This window comes from Metabacillus litoralis (assembly GCF_020524045.1).
Taxonomy (GTDB): Bacteria; Bacillota; Bacilli; order Bacillales; family Bacillaceae; genus Metabacillus; species Metabacillus litoralis_C.
This window is the reverse complement of the sequence record NZ_JAIVKL010000007.1, coordinates 226,831-246,550: the sequence shown is the minus strand read 5'-3', so window position 1 is coordinate 246,550 and position 19,720 is coordinate 226,831. Positions and strand designations below refer to the sequence as shown.

Sequence of the window (19,720 nt, the reverse complement as noted above, 5' to 3'; positions counted from 1 at the left end):
TCTTTTTCATGCACTAAATAAACACTATTGAATGGTTGGGTTAAATATGAAGTTTAAGAAATGGATGAATTCAAGTTTAAGAATCAAACTACTCGTTATGTTCATTATTTTAACAGTTCTTCCGCTCATATTTGTCGGAATTGTCTCTTATGTTAAATCGTATAATATTGTTTCTGAAAAATCCTATACATTAGTTCAAATCCAAGTTGATCAATTAGGAAGAGAGTTTGACTCTATTATTCAAGATATTAAAAGGTTTAACGAAATAGGCAAACAGGAAAGTACCGTTCAATTTTTAATTGATCATGTGAATACAGCAGAGGAAGCTAAAAATATTTTAGGCATGATCAAACTTTATAGAGAAAGCTACCAGTATAGCGATAGCATCATGAATATAAGAATCATTGATCGTGATGGAAAAGTCGTCAGTGAAGATCGAGGTGTACATCAACTAAATAATCAATCCAATAGTCACGTTTCCTTCAAGTTGCTAACTGATCCAAGCAAAACATTTATTGAACCCGTTTACAAAAATAGCAACCCTGCTCTTTCAATGACAAGTACAATTGTTTCTGATTCATCAAAAGAAGTCATAGGATTTATAAATATAATTATTCGAGCAAAAATTTTCGAAGAAATTCTTCAAGATGCTGCGAAAAGATCATCAGGAACCTTTCATATTGAAAATGAACATAGTGAAGTGTTATTTTCTTATCCAGAAGATGCAAACTTATCTACTACTGTATCTTCAAATGAAGACATGAAAGATAAAAGCTCTGGTTTTTTTACAGACTCTTCTACTTTTCATGTGTTCAAAACATCTGATATTACTGGATGGAAAGTGATAAGATCTGTTCCATTAACAATCATGACAAAAGAAGCAAACGAAATCAAAAGTTTAATCTTCCTAAGTGTAGCATCAAGTATTATTTTCACAATTGGACTGTACTACTTTATCACCTCAAAGTTGATCCGTCCTCTACATAACCTGTCTGAAAAAATGAAGGAGGCTTCCCTTGGGGATCTTGATACGAAAATCAGTCAAGAAGGAACAGATGAAATTGCCGAATTAGGTAACAGTTTTAATATGATGATTACTAAAATTAAATCACTTGTTTACAAAAGTGTTAACGAGCAAAAGCAACTAAAAATGGCAGAGCTACGTACAATGCAGGCTCAAATTAATCCTCATTTTTTATACAATACACTTGAAACCATCATTTGGATGGCAGAAGCAAAGAAAACACCACAGGTTATCGACATGACCAAATCATTATCTCATTTTTTTAGAATTTCTCTAAGTAAGGGGAAAGATGTTATTAGTTTGGAAGATGAAATAGATCATATCCGTAACTACCTAATGATTCAAAAAATGAGGTATCAAGATATATTAGATGTCACTTTTCACTTAAATAACGATATATTGAGCTACTCAATTGTTAAGCTAACACTTCAACCTCTTGTTGAAAATGCGATCTATCATGGTGTCAAAAACAAAAGAGGTAAAGGATTTGTCCGAATCAAAGCTGATTTTACTCCTGAAGGATATATTTGTATTGATGTGATTGATAATGGCATAGGAATTGAGGAAGAGAAACTAGAACACATACGAGCTCAATTAGCCAAAGGGATTCCCTTTGAGAAAGACAACGGGGGCTTTGGGATGGTCAATGTTCATCAACGGATATCCCTTCATTATGGAGAGCCTTTTGGGTTAAAAATTAATAGTTGGTATGGCTCTGGTACTCGTGTTAGCTTAATTATTCCATCTGAAAGGTGATAAAAATGAAAAAAGTTTTTTTAGTAGATGATGAAGTGAATATTCGAGAAGGCATAAAGAATAGTCTAGATTGGGAGAATAATGGCTTATTTTTTTGCGGAAGTGCTTCAGATGGTGAAGTAGCTCTTCCATTAATTGAAAAACATCAACCTGATATTGTTATTACTGATATTAAAATGCCGTTTATGGATGGACTTGAGCTTAGTCGTATTCTCAGAAGTAGATTTCCTTCAATAAAAATTATTATCCTTAGTGGCCATGATGAATTTGATTATGCAAGAGAAGCTATGCGAATTCAAATTACTGAATATTGCTTAAAACCTGTTAGCTCTCAAGATTTACAAGAAATTTTATCTAGAGTTGTTTCACAAATTAACCTCGAGGAAATAAAGAACAAAAGACTTTATGATTTAGAGAGTCAAGCATTACAGAATAAATCTGAATCAAGAGATAAATACTTATATGATCTTTGTGAAGGAACATACACTTCCTCAGAAGCAATTAAAAAGGCATCTAACTTGAACCTTAGTATGATCTCAAGCTATTACTATATAGTGATTGTTGAAGCAACATCTGAATCCTATTCGATGGACTGGATTGAAAATGAATTCAATTGTGTTCGATTTAGTAGAAAACTAAAAGAATCTATTTTTATTATGATGGGAGAAACAAAGGAGTTACTTGAACAGGAATCTGAATTAATTAGGAAACGCTTAATTTCTTATGAAGAAGATCATTTGGAAAACTCTCTCATTTTCGGAATTGGTGGCGTTGAGAGTCGTATTCGAGGAATCGCTTTATCATTTGCAGAAGCTGATGAAGAGAAAAACTACTCAAGTATTATTCATAAATATAATTCAAAAGAAACAGATCGAGACATTGAATCAAAAAAAGCATTATACCAATTTAAGCGAAAAGACTTAATTCACTTTCTCAAAACAGGACAACTGTGTGATATTAATCAATTTGCACGTTCTTATTCTGCATACCTTGAAGACGCAAATAATCGCTCTCCATTTATCACTTATTATTTTTTAATGGATTTCACAATTACCATTACACATTATTTAAAAGAATTTGAAATGGCTAAACTAGAAGTTATGCAAAAAATCAATACATTAGAAATGAAAGCAAGTTGGATTAGAAAATACCAAGATGTTCTTACCTATATGGAAGATATGTTAGAAATAACTTTAGCCTCTAGAGAGAGTGTAATAGGCAAAAACGGCTCAATCATTCAGAAGGTAAAGGAATATATTCATGAAAACTATCATAATCAACAGCTTTCCCTTCAACATGCAGCAGAAGAGGTAAATGTAAATGCTTCTTATTTAAGTCATTTATTTAGTCAAGAAACAGGTCATACATTAATCGAATATTTAACAACCACACGTATTAATTGTGCAAAAGAGCTATTAAAAACGACGAATAGTAAAACATATGAGATTGCAAATCTAGTTGGATATTCGGATTCACACTACTTTTGCCGAACGTTTAAAAAAGTAACTGGAATGACAACTCGACAATTTAAAAATCAAAGCAGTAGTAACATTTCCGTCTAGAACCATTCTCTTGTCTCAGAAGTTACTTAACCAGATAAGTCCAGTATTCCAATAAAAGGATTCATCTTGTCAAAATAAAAAGAAGATCAAATTTAGATTAAGTAGTTCCGTTTCGGTAGAGAAACATACGGAATAGCATACTAATTATCAGACCAAATCGTATATGATCTGGTCTTCCTTTTTCCTTATGTGTCGCCAACTACTGAATATTAATTGAATTAGCATACAAATTCGCGACCGAAATAACATATTGACCATAACTGTTGTCAAGGCGATATTTACTATGCTAAATGGTGTGTTGTTGCAATGTTGATTCTTATAAACCAAGCAGGTAATTGTAATATTATGTTGAAATATTGATATAAGTTTTCAAATTTTTTTTGTTCAACTACCGTGCAGTTTAGTGGAAGAAGGGGTAATTTAATCTTCCATTTAATTGTTAAAGGAAGTGAAAAAAATGTTAATGTATTATGCGATACTAATTATTGGAATTTTGTTAGTAATAGTGGCAGTATTTAGATTTATTTCCATGTATAGAGGTAAAGATTACACAGTATTAAATGTAGGTAAAATCCTTGTAGCCTTATCACTTGGTGTTTTATGTTTAGTAATTACTCTCCCAAGCCTTAAATATGTTGTGCTAAAGGAATATGATGTCGTCAGTGGGAAATGTGTTATCGAAATAGATTCATCAGGTCGTACTTCTGAAGCGGACTTTAAAATGCTTAATACGGATGAAGTGTTTAGTTTCAGAGATATTCCTGCACTTGATGCTTATGGAAAGTCAATTCCTTATTATTGTAAGGTGACAGTTACAAAAGACCATAAGTTTGGAGTTAGTTATAAAATATATGATGCTAAAACACGAAAGTTAATATTAACAAGCAAATAGCTTATGTTTGCAGTTATAAATGTTCATATTTAACAAACGGGTGCTTTAGTTCAACAAGGAAATAGAAAATAGAACGCTTGGGTAATAAAAATACCCAAGCGTTTTTATTGCTATTTGTACTGTTATTTATAATGCTAAATATAGTGCGTTTCGCGTTATCTATTAAGCCTGTTATTTTAGATTTTCTCCACAATATGGAACCACTTAAATTTAGATCTTCTTATTTTTTCTCTTTTACTCCTTACTAATCGCACCCATGCCTTCTAATAAAACTTTTGCATCAGAATTTAGGAATTCTCTTGCAACCTTGTTTAATAAAAGATGTTCGTTACCTTTTAAAGTTTGCTTGAGTCCTCTTAAGTCAAATTTTGTTGCTTGCGAATTAATCGCACTTATAATAAATAGTTCTTGCTTTGTTGGAGACTTATAACCAGAATCCATCGCTTGAGTAATAAATTCAAATAGCTCTCTTGCGTTTTTCTTTAATTTTGAACGGTGTTCTTTTAGTGGTTCAATATTCTCTTCTATTAATTTTCTTGCAGTTACTAAATCAAGTTCATCAACTTTTTTATTTATGTTCACGATCAATTCAATGATGCTCATCTTGAGGCTCCTTTTAAAAAAGTATTCTTCTTTATATATCGGTTAAAAAATAGTTTTATCAATCCTATTTAGAGATAAATAAAAATCTTTATGGGTGTTTTTGACTTTACAATAAGAAATGTCTTCATCTTTGTTTAAGCTTTATCATAAACTGACCTATTAATTTTAACAACGATGGTCGACATAGTTTGAGTGTGCATTGCATATTTATTACGGACAAATATGCTTACAAAGGAGTGTTTAATATTAATCACCAAAAAAAAGTCCCATATATCCAAAACCCAGTAGAACAGCCGGGCGTCGTAAATAACCAACCTGCAACTCATTCTCTTATTTATTCATTCGCTGGTATTCCTCAACCTACTAATTATTCGACTAATCTAGATCCAGTTTTCGTTCAACACCTAAGTAGACACCAAGGACAAAAAATTGCACTTGTCACAACTGTCGGAAGAGTGGAAGGTGAAGTAGCTGGAGTTGCTGTTGATCATGTCCAACTAAATACAGAGGATCGTTCTTTACATATTCGATTGTCACAGATTATTTGGTTCGAAGGTCCCAAAGCCTCATATACTTAAACAACACATAAAAAGGGTTCGGAATGATTTTATTCCGAACCCTTTTGTACTTATATAATGTGAAACTAATTGACTATTACTATTCAATTAATTAAACTATTTCATTCCAGATATGTAAGTTTCTGAAATTCTTTTTTCTATCTATTCGCATACATTACTCAAGATTCGCGTGTTTTCCATACATTGTCGTTGAATTAAGACCTCTTTTTTCCATGATTCTTAAGATCATTGCATCATATAGGAGTAAAAGTGTTTGTTCAAATAATGATCCCATCGGCTGAATCGTTTTATCATCATTTTCTTTCTTATCTTTTGGTGCTCCAGGTGATTTAATCGTAAAATCTGCTAACTGACCTATTGTAGAATCTGGGAATATCGTTATTGCTGCAATTTTACCAGATATGTTCTTAGCTTTTTCAGCAATCGTAACTAAGCTCTTTGTTTCCCCAGAGCCTGAACCAATGATAAGAATATCACCTTTTTCAAAGTTAGGTGTCACAGTTTCACCAATTACATAAGCATCAATACCCATATGCATCATACGCATCGCAAACGACTTTCCCATGAAACCAGAACGACCTGCTCCAGCTACAAATACCTTCTTGGATTCAAGAATTGCTTCTACTAATTTTTCCGCTTCGTCATCAGAAATTAATTGGCAGCTATTCTCCAACTCTTTGAGAATTTCAGCTAATAATTGAGTAGTTTTCATATTACATTAACCTTGCTTTACCATTTGTTGCATCTTAGCAGCTGCTGATTTTTTATCATCTTGACCGGTAATTCCTCCACCTACAATAACAAGATCTGGTTGGACCTTGATAACCTCTGCTAAAGTCTCTAATTTAATGCCACCTGCGATAGCCGTTTTTGCATTTGTGACAACACTTTTAATTGTTTGTAAGTCTTCGAATGAGTTTTTACCAACAGCTTGAAGATCATACCCCGTGTGAACACAAATATAATCCACTCCTAATGCATCTAACTCTTTCGCTCGGCCTGCTAAGTCCTTCACAGCAATCATATCAACAAGAACTTTTTTACCTTGCTTGCGTGCCTCTTCTACCGCACCTTTAATAGACATATCTTCTGCTGCTCCTAGGATTGTTACAATATCTGCACCTGCTTCAGAAGCTTTCATTACTTCATATCCCGCTGCATCCATTATTTTAAGATCTGCTAATACTTTTAAATGAGGAAATGCTTCCTTCACTTCTTTTACAGCTCGAAGTCCTTCATTTATGACAACTGGTGTTCCTATTTCAACTATATCAATATGCTCTTCAACCTCTTTAACTAACTCAATTGCTTCTGGAATATTTACTAAGTCTAGCGCTAACTGTAATTCCATCGATAGTCCCTCCTTTTTTAGAGTCCAAATATTCAAAGCAAATATTTGAATCACAACACAAACATACCCAAATCATGTGTTATGTGTAGTATACTTTGTATAATCATTTATAAAAAGTACGCACTTTTTTATTACATAGTGTCTAAAAGTATACTAAGTGAAAGTGTAGAACATAGAAAGTGAGGTTTTAAATATGTCACGTTTTGACGAGAAAACATTTAATTGTGAAAAAGAGCTGACTCTTTCAGTGATTGGTGGAAAATGGAAAATGATCATACTATGGCACTTAGGGAAAGAAGGTACAAAACGTTTTAGTGAGTTAAAATCACTTATCCCTGGTATCACACAAAGAATGCTCGTTAACCAATTGCGAGAATTAGAAGAAGATTCTATTGTCAAAAGAAAGGTATATCCTGTTGTACCTCCAAAAGTGGAATATTCTTTAACAGTAGAAGGAGAAAGCTTGATGCCTATTCTCGATTCAATGTATGAATGGGGAAAAAATTATATGGAAAATGTTATACCAAATATAGATGAAAATAAATCATCTAATCAATAAATATACTTGGTAATTCTAGATGCTTTTCAATAAGATTTATTTTTCAGAGGCGGGACACAAGTATTTAAGCTAATGATAAACCCGAAATATTAGGAGATATTTCAATTGATTATTCGCCTAATATTTATTTCGGGTTTTTATTTGTTGTCTTCAATAGATTTTTTGATTTTGCATACTATTTTTAAAACTAGTGAAATGGAGTGGAAGACATTTGACTCCTGCGGGTGCAGAGGAAAGGCTGAGACCCCACAGGCGCTTGCGCCGAGGAGGCTTAGCTTCCTCCCCGCGGAAAGCAAATGTCTGAAGCGCAATGGAACGAACTTGATTCTTTCAACTTAACTGAATTTAGATTTATTCGTCTTTTTGTATGACATCTTTAATTATGTCCCAACCTCTGTTATTTTTAGAAATTATGGCATTATTAAAGCTCAATATAATTGAATAGTAAATAAAAAGTTTATAAAATCATACTTTTCAAAGATTACAGTATACTTTTACACACCTAGTAACTTAAAAGTATCTACTTGTTAAATCTCTCATACTAACCAATAATGTCATTATTGAGAAAAGGAGCATTAAATTTCTTTTCCTTAAATTAGATTCACTAAACTTACATAAGAAAGAAGGTTTTTTGGATGAAACTAAGAGTTTCTGCTATACAATATCACCTCCATACCATCCAATCCTTTGATGAATTTGCAGATCAAGTGGAACATTATATAAAAACGGCTGAAGAATTTAATGCTGAATTTGTTTTATTTCCAGAATTTTTTACAACACAATTAATGTCTATCGGTGACTCGGAAGGTAAAGCTTTATCTATACAGGATCTTCCTAACTTTACTGAGCAATATCGTTCTTTGTTTACTCATTTGGCTATGAAAACAAAGATGCATATTATTGGTGGTACACATGTTATTGAAAAACATGGAAAGCTATATAATGTGGCTCATATGTTTTATCCTGATGGTCGTGTAGTGGAACAAGCTAAATTACATTTAACTCCTACCGAAATTGACGAATGGAATATGACTCCAGGGGAAAATCTTCAAGTTTTTGAAACAGAAAAGGGAACAGTAGCTATGTTAACTTGCTACGATATTGAATTTCCGGAAATCGTGCGTATTGCAAAAGCAAAAGGGGCCGATATTATTTTCTGTCCAACATGTACTGATGATCGCCATGGCTATTATCGTGTCCGTTATACGAGTCATGCACGAGCAATAGAAAATCAACTATACGTAGTATCTTCAAGTACAGTTGGATCTCTTCAAACTGTTGATTTTATGCGTTCTAATTTTGGACAGGCTGCTATTATTACACCAAATGATATTCCATTTCCTCCGCGTGGAATACTTGTTGAAGGAGAAATAAATCAAGATATGGTTGTTACTGCTGATCTTGATTTAGAACCTCTTTATAAAGTCCGTCAAAATGGCTCTGTTACAACATGGCGTGATAGACGTACAGATTTATATCCTGATTGGTCTTAAAGAAGCTCAATACAAAAAGGAGATTTTAAAAATGAACTATACTAGAATAACCAACATTAAAGATCCACTATTTACTCAAATGCACCAATTAATGCAAGATATATTTCCTCCTGAGGAAGTTCTAGAGTTTGATTTATGGAAAGAGCCTCTAGAGGATCCAGACATTCGCGTTTTTGTGTCAGTAAAAGATGGGAAAGTTGTTGGAGCGACAGAATATCGCTATTACGAAGATTTTAACGTTGCCATGACAGACTTTACGATCATTGGCCAAGCTGGGATGGGAATTGGTTCATTTCTAGCTAATAAAAGACAACAAGATCTAAACGAATTATCTAAAAAAAATGGTACAGAACTCTCTGGAATGTTTGCAGAAATTTATGATCCATATAAAGTAGAAAGTCATAAATTTGGTGGGGTTAAACCAATGGATCCCTTTGTTCGTCGTGAGGTGCTTTCTCACCTAGGCTACAAGCGCATTGATTTCACATATGTTCACCCTTCTTGGAATAATGATGGTGAAGAGGTAACAGGTTTAGATCTATGCTTTTTACCTATGAACGGAAAAACAGAAATTAAAGCAGAATTAGTTAAGAAATTTTTAGAACGATATTACACAGTTTTGCCAAACAAACCACAGTCTTGGATTAAGATGATTAATGATTTGGCAGGTAATGATAAACTTCAGCTCGTTGCATTTTAAATTAAAAAAAGGATGCGACATAAATTTTTAAGCTAATGAAAAACCCGAATTATTAGGTGATATGTCAATTAAACATTCGCCTAATAGTTCGGGTTTTTATTTGCAGTCTTCAATGTTTGTTGATTTTGCATACTATTTTTAAGAACTAGTGTAATGGAGCGGAAGACATTTGACTCCTGCGGGTGCAGAGGAAAGGCTGAGACCCCACAGGCGCTTGCGCCGAGGAGGCTTAGCTTCCTCCCCGCGGAAAGCAAATGTCTGCAGCGCAATGGAACGAACTTGTTTCTTTCAACTTAACTGAATTTAGGTTTTGAATGAATATGTCTCAGCCTCTTTGATTGATTATATTTTTAAACCATCACTTTACACATATCATTAGTAAACTCAACAGGATCTTGAATTGGTAATCCTTCAATTAACAGAGCTTGGTTATATAAAAGATTTGTATAAAGAGTCACTTTGTCTTTATCACTTTCAAATGCATTTTTCAAAGACTGGAATACTTCATGGTTACTATTGATTTCAAGTACCTTATCTGCCTTCACATTTTGATTATCTGGCATTGCACTCAATATCTTCTCCATTTCAATTGTCACATCACCTTCAGTTGTTAAACATACAGGATGCGATTTTAAACGTTTTGAAATTCTTACGTCCTTAACTTTGCTAGAAAGAACATTTTTCATAAAGTCAAAAAGATCTTTATTCTCAGCTTTCTCTGTTTCTGTTTGAGCTTCATTCTCATCTGATTCTATGCCAAGATCACCACTTGAAACAGACTTAAATTCCTTCTCTTTATAATTCATAAGCATTTTGATCGCAAATTCATCAATATCTTCAGTAAAGTATAAAATTTCATAGCCTTTTTCAGATACTAACTCTGTTTGTGGTAATTTTTCAATTCGATCAATTGACTCACCAGAAGCATAATAAATATATTTTTGATCTTCAGGCATTCTTGAAACATACTCATCTAATGATACAAGTTTGTTTTCTTTAGATGAGTGGAATAATAGTAAATCTTGTAACACTTCTTTATTGCTACCAAAATCACTATAAACTCCATATTTCAACTGTCTACCAAAGGCTTTATAGAATGTTTCGTATTTTTCACGATCATTTTTCAGTAAGCTTTGTAGCTCATTTTTAATTTTCTTATTAATATTTTTTGCAATTAATTTTAACTGGCGATCATGCTGTAGCATTTCACGAGAAATGTTTAATGATAAATCCTCAGAGTCTACCATTCCTTTGACAAAGCTAAAATAGTCAGGAAGAAGATCTGCAGATTTATTCATGATTAACACACCATTTGAGTAAAGCTCTAGACCTTTTTCATATTCTTTTGAGTAATAATCAAATGGCATATTTTCTGGGATATATAAAATCGATTGATATCTTATCGTTCCATCTACGCTAATATGAATATGCTTTAATGGCTTATCAAATCCATAATGTTTTTCTTGATAAAACTTTTCATAATCTTCATCTGTTAATTCACTTTTATTTTTACGCCAAATTGGAACCATACTGTTAATCGTTTGTTCCTCTACATATGATTCTAGCTCATCTTCACTATCTTCTTTAGGTCTTTGTCCAGAAACATCCATCTTAATTGGATAGCGAATAAAATCAGAGTACTTTTTGATGATTGTTTTTAGTGAGTATTCTTCTAAAAATTCATCATAATTTTCTTCTTCAGCATTTTCTTTAATTTGTAAAATAATTTCTGTGCCAACAGTATCCTTTTCATGCGGTTCAATTGTGTAGCCTTCTGCTCCCTCTGATTGCCACTTATATGCTTCATCACTGCCTAATGCTCTACTTATAACAGTAACAACATCAGCTACCATAAATGCTGCATAAAAACCTACTCCAAATTGACCAATAATATCATGTCCATCTTTCAGTTCATTTTCTGTTTTAAAAGCTAAAGAACCACTCTTAGCAATTACTCCAAGATTATTCTCTAGCTCTTCTTTTGTCATACCAATTCCAGTGTCTGTAATTGTTAATGTTCTGTTTTCCTTATTAGGAGTTACTTTTATGTAATAGTTTTCTTGATCAAAAGTTAATGATTCATCTGTTAATGCTTTGTAATAAATCTTATCAATTGCATCACTTGCATTTGAGATGAGCTCTCTTAAAAATACTTCTCTTTGAGAATAGATAGAGTTAATCATCATTTCTAATAGTCTTTTTGATTCTGCTTTAAATTGTTGCTTTGCCATGATTATTATCTCCTTTCAGTAATAAAACTGCTTTTTTAAAAATAGGTATACTATAATTTTAGCACTCAACTCTATCAAGTGCTAACACTATATTTTTAATATCATATACAAAAGTAACTGTCAATAACTTTGAATAAGTTCTTCTATCTTTATTCCTTTTTATGTAAGAAACACCATTATATCATTAAACTTCAAATATATGGTACGGATTGTAATGTTTCTATTACATGATCGTAATAACGTAAACAAACTGTTAACTGCTTGTTCTTTTAAAGTTGACTTTTCGTGTTAAGATTGGTGCATTGATTAGCAACCAGCTAACAAGGAGGTCATTTTTATGAAAAGAAACATTTTAGTTTTTGTCGCTGCAGCAGCATTTAGTGTAGGTTTCTCATCTAATGCTTCAGCAAATGAAGTTGAGGTAAAAGAAGGAGATACTCTTTGGAATATTGCCGAAGAAGAAAATGTAACTGTTGATTCTTTAATTGAATGGAATAATTTATCAGGTGATATCATTCGCCCAAATGATAAATTAATTCTACACCATACTCATGAAGTAAATGCTGGTGAATCACTTTGGGATATTGCTAACAAATATAAAGTAACTATAGATGAGCTAGAAAAATGGAATGAACTAAAATCAACGATCATTCAGCCTGGTGATGAATTAATCGTTCATTCTATCGAAAATCAAGGTGTTATTGAACCTTCAAATACACAAATCAAAGATAAACAAGTAAAGAAAGAAGCAACTTCCAAAAAAGTTAACACTAAAGAATTAACAGTCACTGCAACAGCTTACACAGCTAACTGTAAAGGCTGCTCTGGAACAACTGCAACGGGTATAAACCTACATAAAAACCCAACTATGAAAGTTATTGCTGTTGATCCAACTGTTATCCCACTGGGCTCAAAAGTTTTTGTAGAGGGCTATGGTGAAGCAATCGCTGGCGATACTGGCGGAGCTATCAAAGGAAATAAAATCGATTTATTCATCCCTTCAAGATCTGATGCGTTAAATTGGGGAAGAAAACAAGTGAAGATAAAAGTATTGAATTAAGAAGCGAATGTAAATTATTATCCAAGATAGATAAGCAAAAGACATTTTAAGAATAACAATACTCAAAGAGTCTGGGACATAAGTATTTAAGCAAATGATAAACCCGAATTATTAGGTGATATGTCAATTAAACATTCGCCTAATAGTTCGGGTTTTTATTTGCTGTCATCAATAGATTTTTTGATTTTGTATACTATTTTTAAGAACTAGTGGAATGGAGCGGAAGACATTTGACTCCTGCGGGTGCAGAGGAAAGGCTGAGACCCCACAGGCGCGCAGCTTACGAGGAGGCTTAGCTTCCTCCCCGGCGAATCTTATGTCTGCAGCGCAATGGAACGAACTTGTTTTTTCAACTTAACTGAATTTAGATTTGTTCGTCTTTTTGTATCATCTCTACTAAGAACACATTTTCTCTACCATTCTTACACTTATAAGAACTTCAAACCAAACTATGCTGAATACAGTAACCATTTAATAAAATACCTTATCTAAAGTTTAAGATTTTATTTCTTCATGATAGGTACCCAGACTTCTGATCGATAATCTTCAGCAAATGCATCACCATCTGGATATACTTCTATTTCAGGTCCATTGCCATGTTCGTACCCTGTTGAGGGAAACCACTCAGAAAAGATTCTTTTCCATACATTTTGAATAGAATGTGGCATCGGGCCGACTACTTCAAATACTGCCCATGTAGAAGCTGGTATCGTTCTTTCCTCACACTCTTGGATGACCTTTTCACTTATCTTCTCCACACCAATAAAATATGTCATTTCTTCTTGTTCAAGGTTATGATTTAAACAAATACCCATTAATCCCATTTCATCAGCGTGAGTCGCTAATGTTTTAGTCAATCCACTTCTATTTATCGTATTCCAAAACAAAGGTATTTCTTTGTTATTCTCTCCCATAGTTACTTTAGTACCTTTTCCACTAACGATGAATTCGTCTTTATGAACAATTTTATAATTCATTTCTTGTTCTCCTTTTAATTGAATTTGAAAGGAAAGCTTAGGAAAGGCTTTTATATTACTTCCTGTTTTTCTCACTTCAATAGGGCTGATTCCATGCGCCTTTCGAAATGCTTTTGAAAATGATTCTGGGCTTTCATAGCCGTATTTTAAAGCAACATCTATTACACGGACATTAGCATGAATCAGTTCTTGAGCTGCTAGTGTCAATTTTCTCTTCCGAATATATTCTGCTACTGTAAAACCTGTAACCATTTGAAACATTCGTTGAAAGTGAAATTTTGACATACAAGCTATTTTTGCAATTTCCTCAATTTGAAGTGTTGAATCTAAATTCCCTTCAATATAGTGAAGAGAATCATTCATCCTTTGTAATCCTTCCATAAGCACCTTCCTCTCGTATATAACAATATCAATCTAGGAAAAGAAATCCCTGTCATTTTCTGCACAGGTGTGACAGATTTAAAATTCCTTTTTCGAGAACGGTAAGAATAGCTTAACTCCTCTTTTATTAGAAGGTAAAAACTTCATATCAGCTATTATATGACTACTATATCCAACAAGACAGGTAAGAAAAATTCCCTCTATTTGATACGTTGCGTCCAAATAATAGGCCACAAAGGCAAAATATATAGTTCCAAGAATTGAATGAGTATACGTTCGATGTGATACAAAAGATGCTATCACTATGTATATCCCAAGCAGAATTAACCACACTTCATTTAATGAAACCCCTGCTAGAAAAACTCCTATTCCAGTAAAAGTAAGCATATGCCTTTGTCTAATGAAGGTTGATAACAAGATTAAACATACTCCAATAACTATACTAATGAGTTGTCCACCTTTATCGTCATGAAACAGGCCTTGAAAGGCAAGAAAACCTCCGATAAGCTGGACAATTGTCTTAACAATTCTATGAGAAAACGTTATTTTGTTACTTAATTTACCATCAATATCCATATCTGGCACAAGACCTGCTACACAACCGATTCCTATTAATAAAAGTGATATAGATGGATCTGCTGCAATTGTTTGACTAACAATTAAGCCTCCTGTGCCACCTAAAATAGCATGTGTTGTTCCTTTCATTTTTTCACCTATTTCTATATTTATATCTTTTCAGATTTTTAGTATACATGATAAAAAGCAGAAAATTGATAGGTTCTAGCAGTTTACGTCAAATTTTATATGATGGTGGTGAATTTCTTATATATTTTTAAGAAAATGCCGATAAATGTAGATAAATATTATCTGTAAATTAGCAGGATATTGCCCCCTCTTTCTAAAAAACTATAGGTAGAGGAATGATACGATAGGAAGGGTGTTCATAATGAGAGAAGACTTAACATTACAACAAATTGCAGAAGGTATACCAAAATCAGTTTTGAATGCATCTGATAAAGATTTAGAAGGCTTCCAAAAGATAATCGAAGAAACAATAAAGCTAAGAGAAGGTCATCGTAACTTACAGAAATTAGTGAAAGGTTTTTCTTCTAGTACAATTCAGCGTTCTTGATGAGAATCTGATATGAAGGGATTGTTATTTCTACCTCCCGAGCCTATAGTGACCTAAAAAAAGTCCTTGTCTCCCTTAAAAGGGTTATGACAAGGACTTTTTTCGCTTCAATTTAATGAAAACAAAAGGAAGATATAAAAGCAGAAAGGTTCCGATTGCAACAAACTCTAAAGGAATGATGTACCATGGCCATGGACCAAAATAGTCAATCATCGTTGGGTTGATTGGTTTATAAGAAACATACATATAATTACCATCAACCAATAGGTTAATAAGAAAGATTAGTATCGCATAAGCATTTAACCATAAAAAAGCTTTCCAGATTGAAATAAACTTAGGATAAAATCCATTAACAATGACCATAAAAAGATTAGCCAGGATCGTGATTCCATGAGCGATAAAAAAGTGAACATAACGGTAATGGGGAAATGTGTAGTGACTTATGTCTGGGGTAATCATGGCTTGTAATGCACTCCCAATACCGGCAAAATAAGTGAATTCAAATAAAGAATATCTTTTTGTTAATAACATGATTGCTGAAAGCAACAGTGTAATACTGCTTAAATGTAATGGAAGCGAATGTTGATATGTCCATGAATCATACCAGTACAACCAAATGTGAAGACTTAACTCAGAAATGATCATTGTTATAAAAAATGATAGACGTACAACAAAGTTATAACGCTCTTTTCTGAGTACATGACGAAAGATGAATATGCTGACACCTAACAAAATAAATATGAATAATGTAAGAATATGCTCCACAGAAAATAAAGTAAATTCATTATTTCCTTGTGGTAAAAATATCCCTTCCATACAATTCCTCCATAATGACACCCTATTTATTTCCTAATTCTACATCATTATAGTATTTCTAGTCCTGTTATTCTTAATCCTGTTAAAATACTGTTTAATTTGTCTATCTCTCTCCACTTATGTATTAAAAATACAACTCTTAATCCTAACAGAAGTAAAAAAAACCAGTCTTAAAGTTTAAGACTGGTTTTTTTAAAAATTATCCATTAACCTCTGTTCCTAGGCTTGAAGCGTTTAATCCAACATCTTCAAAAGCTTTGCTAATAGCACCTTCAGCTTTTGTAAATGTTTCATTAGCAGCATCTAATGATGGAGCATCTTTCTTCAGTTCATCTGCCTTTGCTTGATAAGAATTCTTAAGATCACTTAAAGCTGCTTCAAGATCAGCTTTCTGATCAGATAGTTGTTCAGGAATTTCAACTTTTTCTAATTCAGCTACAACAGCTGTTGCTGATGCTTCAGCATTTGTTTTCATTTCTGCTGTTGGTTCTTCTTCAGATGCTTCATATGTATTTAAATCTCCATCTTGTGCATTGATTGCTTTTGAAACTGTCATGTAAAATTGCATCATAGCACTTTTTGATTCTTTTGCAGTATCTTCTGTTTCTTTTGTCGCTTCTTCACCAGTTGCTTTGTCATCAGCTGCCTCACTGCTATCATCCGAACATGCTGTTAATGCAAATGATAATGCTAAAGCGGAAAATAAAAACCAAAGTTTTTTCATGTTAAAACCCTCCATTATTCTTTTTTCTGATATGTATGTATGAAGACATTTTACTAATTACAATTTAAAACATATATTGTAAATAATAGAAATGTCACTTCACCTATAGTATTATAGATTTTACTCTAAGTAATTTCAACTATTATTTCAGGAAAATTTAATAGGTTATTAGTTGTCAATGTAGTGATTTCAAATAAAGGAGTTACCATACATTAAGTTGAGAAGAACCTCTATTTATTTGGATAATAAACTGTTAGAATAAACGATTTTTTCAGAATATACTAACATTCCCTTTTAAAATAAGCTTTACATAGATTAGTCGAATCTAATTCAGAAGAGTTACAATTTTTTATAAAAATTTTTCCAGAAAAACTTTATAATCATACTATGCTACACCATATCATACAAAGTTCACAAAACACCCTTTAAGATTAGATAGGAGTGTATCAAAATGAAAATCGTTATTGCCCCTGATTCGTTTAAAGAAAGCTTAACAGCAATTGAGGTTGCTAATTTTATAGAGACAGGCTTCAAAGAAATATTGCCAGATGCTGAGTATGTAAAAATCCCAATGGCAGATGGTGGTGAAGGAACAGTTCAATCAATCGTTGATGCAACACAAGGAAGAATTCTTGAAAAACAAGTGATCGGTCCATTAGGAATACCTATACATGCATATTTTGGTTTATCGGGAAATGGTGAAACAGCTATAGTTGAGATGGCTGCAGCATCTGGATTACAACTTGTTCCACAAGAAAAGAGAAATCCACTCATTACAACTAGCTATGGAACAGGAGAGCTAATATCTGCTGCCTTAGATTACGGAGTAAAGCACATTATTCTCGGAATTGGTGGAAGCGCCACAAATGATGGTGGTGCTGGTATGATTCAAGCTCTTGGAGGACAATTACTAAATAGTAAAGGAAAACAAATTAGGTTTGGTGGATCAAATTTAATTGAGTTGTCATCAGTAGATCTAACGACCATTGATAAACGATTACACACGACAAAAATTGAAGTAGCTTGTGATGTTAATCATCCTTTATTAGGTCCAAATGGAGCATCATCGGTCTTTGGGCCACAAAAAGGTGCTTCACCTAAAATGATAGAAATACTCGATAATAACTTAGCTCATTTCGCTTCAATGATTGAATCATACTTACATGTAGACTTGAGGAATAATCCTGGAGCTGGAGCAGCTGGTGGCCTTGGGTTTGGTGCAATGGCTGCTTTATCATTAGCTCAATTTAAAAAAGGTGTTGATATTGTTTTGGAGAAAGTCAATTTTGATCACCATGTTAAAAATGCATCACTTGTCATTACTGGAGAAGGAAGAATTGATTCTCAAACGATTCATGGAAAAACACCAATTGGAGTGGCAAGAGCTGCTAAAAAATTCAACATTCCTGTTATTGCGATTGCTGGAGAAATATCAAATGATAGTGAAATCGTTAAAAACCATGGAATTGATGCTTTATTTAGTATCGTTCCAGGTGCAATTCCTTTATCGCAGGCTTTAAAACAAGCAGATACTTACACAACAAAAACAGCTAAAAATATTGCTTCACTTATAAGTTTGGGACTTTTTAAATAGGCTGTTTTCGTAAACTTTGTTGCTTTAACAACTCCAAGTAAACAGCACTATATAAAGCATAATGGCATCTTTTCTTCATAGGATAGTACCTATTTTGCTTTAACAACAATGTTTACACTGCATAATTAAGTCAATTAGCAACAATCTTTCAGAAAAGAGCCTTTAAATGAGATTACTAAAAGAATATGTTCACCTTACCATTTACTATAATCCACTTCTGAAAGTCCAAAAAAGGATCAAATCATTGAACATGATTTGATCCTTTTTTATTATTTACTTAGTTAGAAGATCCAGTTTTTAAGAGCACTGTTTCCTCTTTATTTGCTACTGCTTTTGCTTTAACATATCTTGCAGTTAAAATAACCCCAGCAACAACTAATAATTCAAAACCATACTTCACAAAGTTGTTTCCAAATAGACCGCTTAAGAAGTGTTCTCCTACAATCATCTTAGATGCCGTCCATGCAAGTACAGCTGATCCTATAGTAACGATGATTGGGTAACGATCAATCCACTTAAGAATAAGTGTACTTCCCCACATAACTACCGGTACTGATATCAATAAACCAATGATAACTAAAGTCATATTACCATGTGATGCACCTGCTACTGCTAGTACATTATCAAGTCCCATTAAAGCATCCGCGATAATTACTGTACGAATCGCTGCCCAAAAGTTGTCTCCAGCTTTTACATCCCCATGATCAGAATCATCAACAAGTAATTTATAAGCAATAACAACTAGTAGTAAACCACCTACTAAATGAAGACCTGGTATTTCTAAAAGCCACACGACTGCTAAAGTCGCAATAATACGAATAATGATAGCCCCAAGTGATCCCCATAAAATAACTTTCTTTTGTTGGTGCTTTGGTAGGTTTCTTGCAGCAAGTCCAATTAAGATTGCGTTATCTCCTGCAAGAACTAAATCAATGACAACAATAGCTAAAAGTGCACTAAGAAATTCCATTTCCAATGGTGTTCCCCCTAAAACAATAGTTTTAATTATTTAAAAAAACCCAAAAAAGAAGAGACCTTTGCCATATAGGCAAAGGTCTCGCTAAGCACAAAATATGCCAACAAAGCCGATGAACAACTGTTCATGTGATGACGACTTTGTTTCAGGATACACCTGACGCTACTCCCCTTTACGTTGGAAGTTTTTTGGATTGTTAATGATGTTCTTCATTATACTTTAACATCTACTATATGTCTATTATTTCTAAAAAGTATAAATTCCTAGATTAAGAGAATTGCAACTCTTTTTTTAGTGGAAGGTACCGTATA

At 33.1% G+C, this 19,720-nt stretch carries 19 protein-coding genes; 10 read left to right on the top strand and 9 right to left on the bottom strand.

Features of this window, described 5'->3' with window-relative positions; all coding sequences use genetic code 11:
- Positions 1 to 46: 46 nt before the first annotated feature.
- From LC076_RS13240 to LC076_RS13230, 3 genes are all read left to right on the top strand, one after another.
- Positions 47 to 1,780: a sensor histidine kinase gene (locus tag LC076_RS13240; protein WP_226669569.1), complete on the top strand. Its 1,734-nt coding sequence runs from the start codon at positions 47 to 49 to the stop codon at positions 1,778 to 1,780.
- A 5-nt stretch (positions 1,781 to 1,785) separates the two neighbouring features.
- Complete coding sequence (locus LC076_RS13235) at positions 1,786 to 3,342, top strand: response regulator transcription factor (RefSeq protein WP_226669568.1); 1,557 nt, start codon at positions 1,786 to 1,788, stop codon at positions 3,340 to 3,342.
- A 457-nt stretch (positions 3,343 to 3,799) separates the two neighbouring features.
- Positions 3,800 to 4,234 carry a hypothetical protein gene (locus LC076_RS13230; RefSeq protein ID WP_226669567.1) on the top strand — a complete coding sequence of 145 codons (435 nt, stop codon included), beginning with the start codon at positions 3,800 to 3,802 and terminating at the stop codon, positions 4,232 to 4,234.
- 234 nt (positions 4,235 to 4,468) lie between these two features.
- Here LC076_RS13230 and LC076_RS13225 read toward each other — a convergent pair whose 3' ends face one another.
- Positions 4,469 to 4,837: a hypothetical protein gene (locus tag LC076_RS13225; RefSeq protein ID WP_226669566.1), complete on the bottom strand. Its 369-nt coding sequence runs from the start codon at positions 4,835 to 4,837 to the stop codon at positions 4,469 to 4,471.
- Between the two features lie 194 nt (positions 4,838 to 5,031).
- Between LC076_RS13225 and LC076_RS13220 the strand changes: the two genes are divergently transcribed.
- Positions 5,032 to 5,415 carry a DUF2642 domain-containing protein gene (locus tag LC076_RS13220; RefSeq protein WP_226669595.1) on the top strand — a complete coding sequence of 128 codons (384 nt, stop codon included), beginning with the start codon at positions 5,032 to 5,034 and terminating at the stop codon, positions 5,413 to 5,415.
- A 154-nt stretch (positions 5,416 to 5,569) separates the two neighbouring features.
- Here LC076_RS13220 and hxlB read toward each other — a convergent pair whose 3' ends face one another.
- Positions 5,570 to 6,127, bottom strand: a complete 558-nt coding sequence (gene hxlB / locus LC076_RS13215) for a 6-phospho-3-hexuloisomerase (RefSeq protein ID WP_226669565.1) — start codon at positions 6,125 to 6,127, stop codon at positions 5,570 to 5,572.
- Between the two features lie 6 nt (positions 6,128 to 6,133).
- Positions 6,134 to 6,766: a 3-hexulose-6-phosphate synthase gene (gene hxlA, locus LC076_RS13210; RefSeq protein WP_226669564.1), complete on the bottom strand. Its 633-nt coding sequence runs from the start codon at positions 6,764 to 6,766 to the stop codon at positions 6,134 to 6,136.
- Between the two features lie 193 nt (positions 6,767 to 6,959).
- Here hxlA and LC076_RS13205 point away from each other — a divergent pair, with 193 nt between their 5' ends.
- The 3 genes from LC076_RS13205 (at position 6,960) to LC076_RS13195 (ending at position 9,518) form a co-directional block, all read left to right on the top strand.
- Complete coding sequence (locus LC076_RS13205; RefSeq protein ID WP_226669563.1) at positions 6,960 to 7,325, top strand: winged helix-turn-helix transcriptional regulator; 366 nt, start codon at positions 6,960 to 6,962, stop codon at positions 7,323 to 7,325.
- Between the two features lie 635 nt (positions 7,326 to 7,960).
- A complete protein-coding gene (locus LC076_RS13200; protein WP_226669562.1) occupies positions 7,961 to 8,818 on the top strand; it encodes a carbon-nitrogen hydrolase family protein in 858 nt (285 codons plus the stop codon).
- 31 nt (positions 8,819 to 8,849) lie between these two features.
- Positions 8,850 to 9,518, top strand: coding sequence for a GNAT family N-acetyltransferase (locus LC076_RS13195; protein ID WP_226669561.1), 669 nt, complete (start codon positions 8,850 to 8,852; stop codon positions 9,516 to 9,518).
- 350 nt (positions 9,519 to 9,868) lie between these two features.
- On the opposite strand, the gene htpG is transcribed toward LC076_RS13195, so the two are convergent.
- On the bottom strand, positions 9,869 to 11,749 hold the full coding sequence (gene htpG / locus LC076_RS13190; protein WP_226669560.1) for a molecular chaperone HtpG: 1,881 nt from the start codon (positions 11,747 to 11,749) through the stop codon (positions 9,869 to 9,871).
- Positions 11,750 to 12,086: 337 nt separating this feature from the next.
- Here htpG and LC076_RS13185 point away from each other — a divergent pair, with 337 nt between their 5' ends.
- Positions 12,087 to 12,809, top strand: a complete 723-nt coding sequence (locus LC076_RS13185; RefSeq protein WP_226669559.1) for a LysM peptidoglycan-binding and 3D domain-containing protein — start codon at positions 12,087 to 12,089, stop codon at positions 12,807 to 12,809.
- Positions 12,810 to 13,312: 503 nt separating this feature from the next.
- Here LC076_RS13185 and LC076_RS13180 read toward each other — a convergent pair.
- Entirely contained in the window at positions 13,313 to 14,167 is an 855-nt protein-coding gene (locus LC076_RS13180; protein ID WP_226669558.1) for an AraC family transcriptional regulator, read from the bottom strand.
- A gap of 78 nt (positions 14,168 to 14,245) precedes the next feature.
- Positions 14,246 to 14,872, bottom strand: a complete 627-nt coding sequence (locus LC076_RS13175) for a metal-dependent hydrolase (protein ID WP_226669557.1) — start codon at positions 14,870 to 14,872, stop codon at positions 14,246 to 14,248.
- Between the two features lie 241 nt (positions 14,873 to 15,113).
- On the opposite strand from LC076_RS13175, the gene LC076_RS13170 reads away from it, so the two are divergent.
- Positions 15,114 to 15,299: a hypothetical protein gene (locus LC076_RS13170; protein WP_226669556.1), complete on the top strand. Its 186-nt coding sequence runs from the start codon at positions 15,114 to 15,116 to the stop codon at positions 15,297 to 15,299.
- An 84-nt stretch (positions 15,300 to 15,383) separates the two neighbouring features.
- Here LC076_RS13170 and LC076_RS13165 read toward each other — a convergent pair whose 3' ends face one another.
- On the bottom strand, positions 15,384 to 16,115 hold the full coding sequence (locus tag LC076_RS13165; protein WP_226669555.1) for a TIGR02206 family membrane protein: 732 nt from the start codon (positions 16,113 to 16,115) through the stop codon (positions 15,384 to 15,386).
- Positions 16,116 to 16,314: 199 nt separating this feature from the next.
- The gene (locus LC076_RS13160) at positions 16,315 to 16,839 is read right to left on the bottom strand and encodes a hypothetical protein (protein ID WP_226669554.1); all 525 of its coding nucleotides are present in this window, start codon (positions 16,837 to 16,839) and stop codon (positions 16,315 to 16,317) included.
- Between the two features lie 451 nt (positions 16,840 to 17,290).
- Between LC076_RS13160 and LC076_RS13155 the strand changes: the two genes are divergently transcribed.
- Positions 17,291 to 18,433 (top strand): glycerate kinase, encoded by a 1,143-nt coding sequence (locus LC076_RS13155; RefSeq protein WP_226669553.1) that lies wholly within the window; start codon positions 17,291 to 17,293, stop codon positions 18,431 to 18,433.
- A gap of 277 nt (positions 18,434 to 18,710) precedes the next feature.
- Here LC076_RS13155 and LC076_RS13150 read toward each other — a convergent pair whose 3' ends face one another.
- Positions 18,711 to 19,403 carry a TerC family protein gene (locus LC076_RS13150; protein WP_226669594.1) on the bottom strand — a complete coding sequence of 231 codons (693 nt, stop codon included), beginning with the start codon at positions 19,401 to 19,403 and terminating at the stop codon, positions 18,711 to 18,713.
- Positions 19,404 to 19,720: the final 317 nt, after the last annotated feature.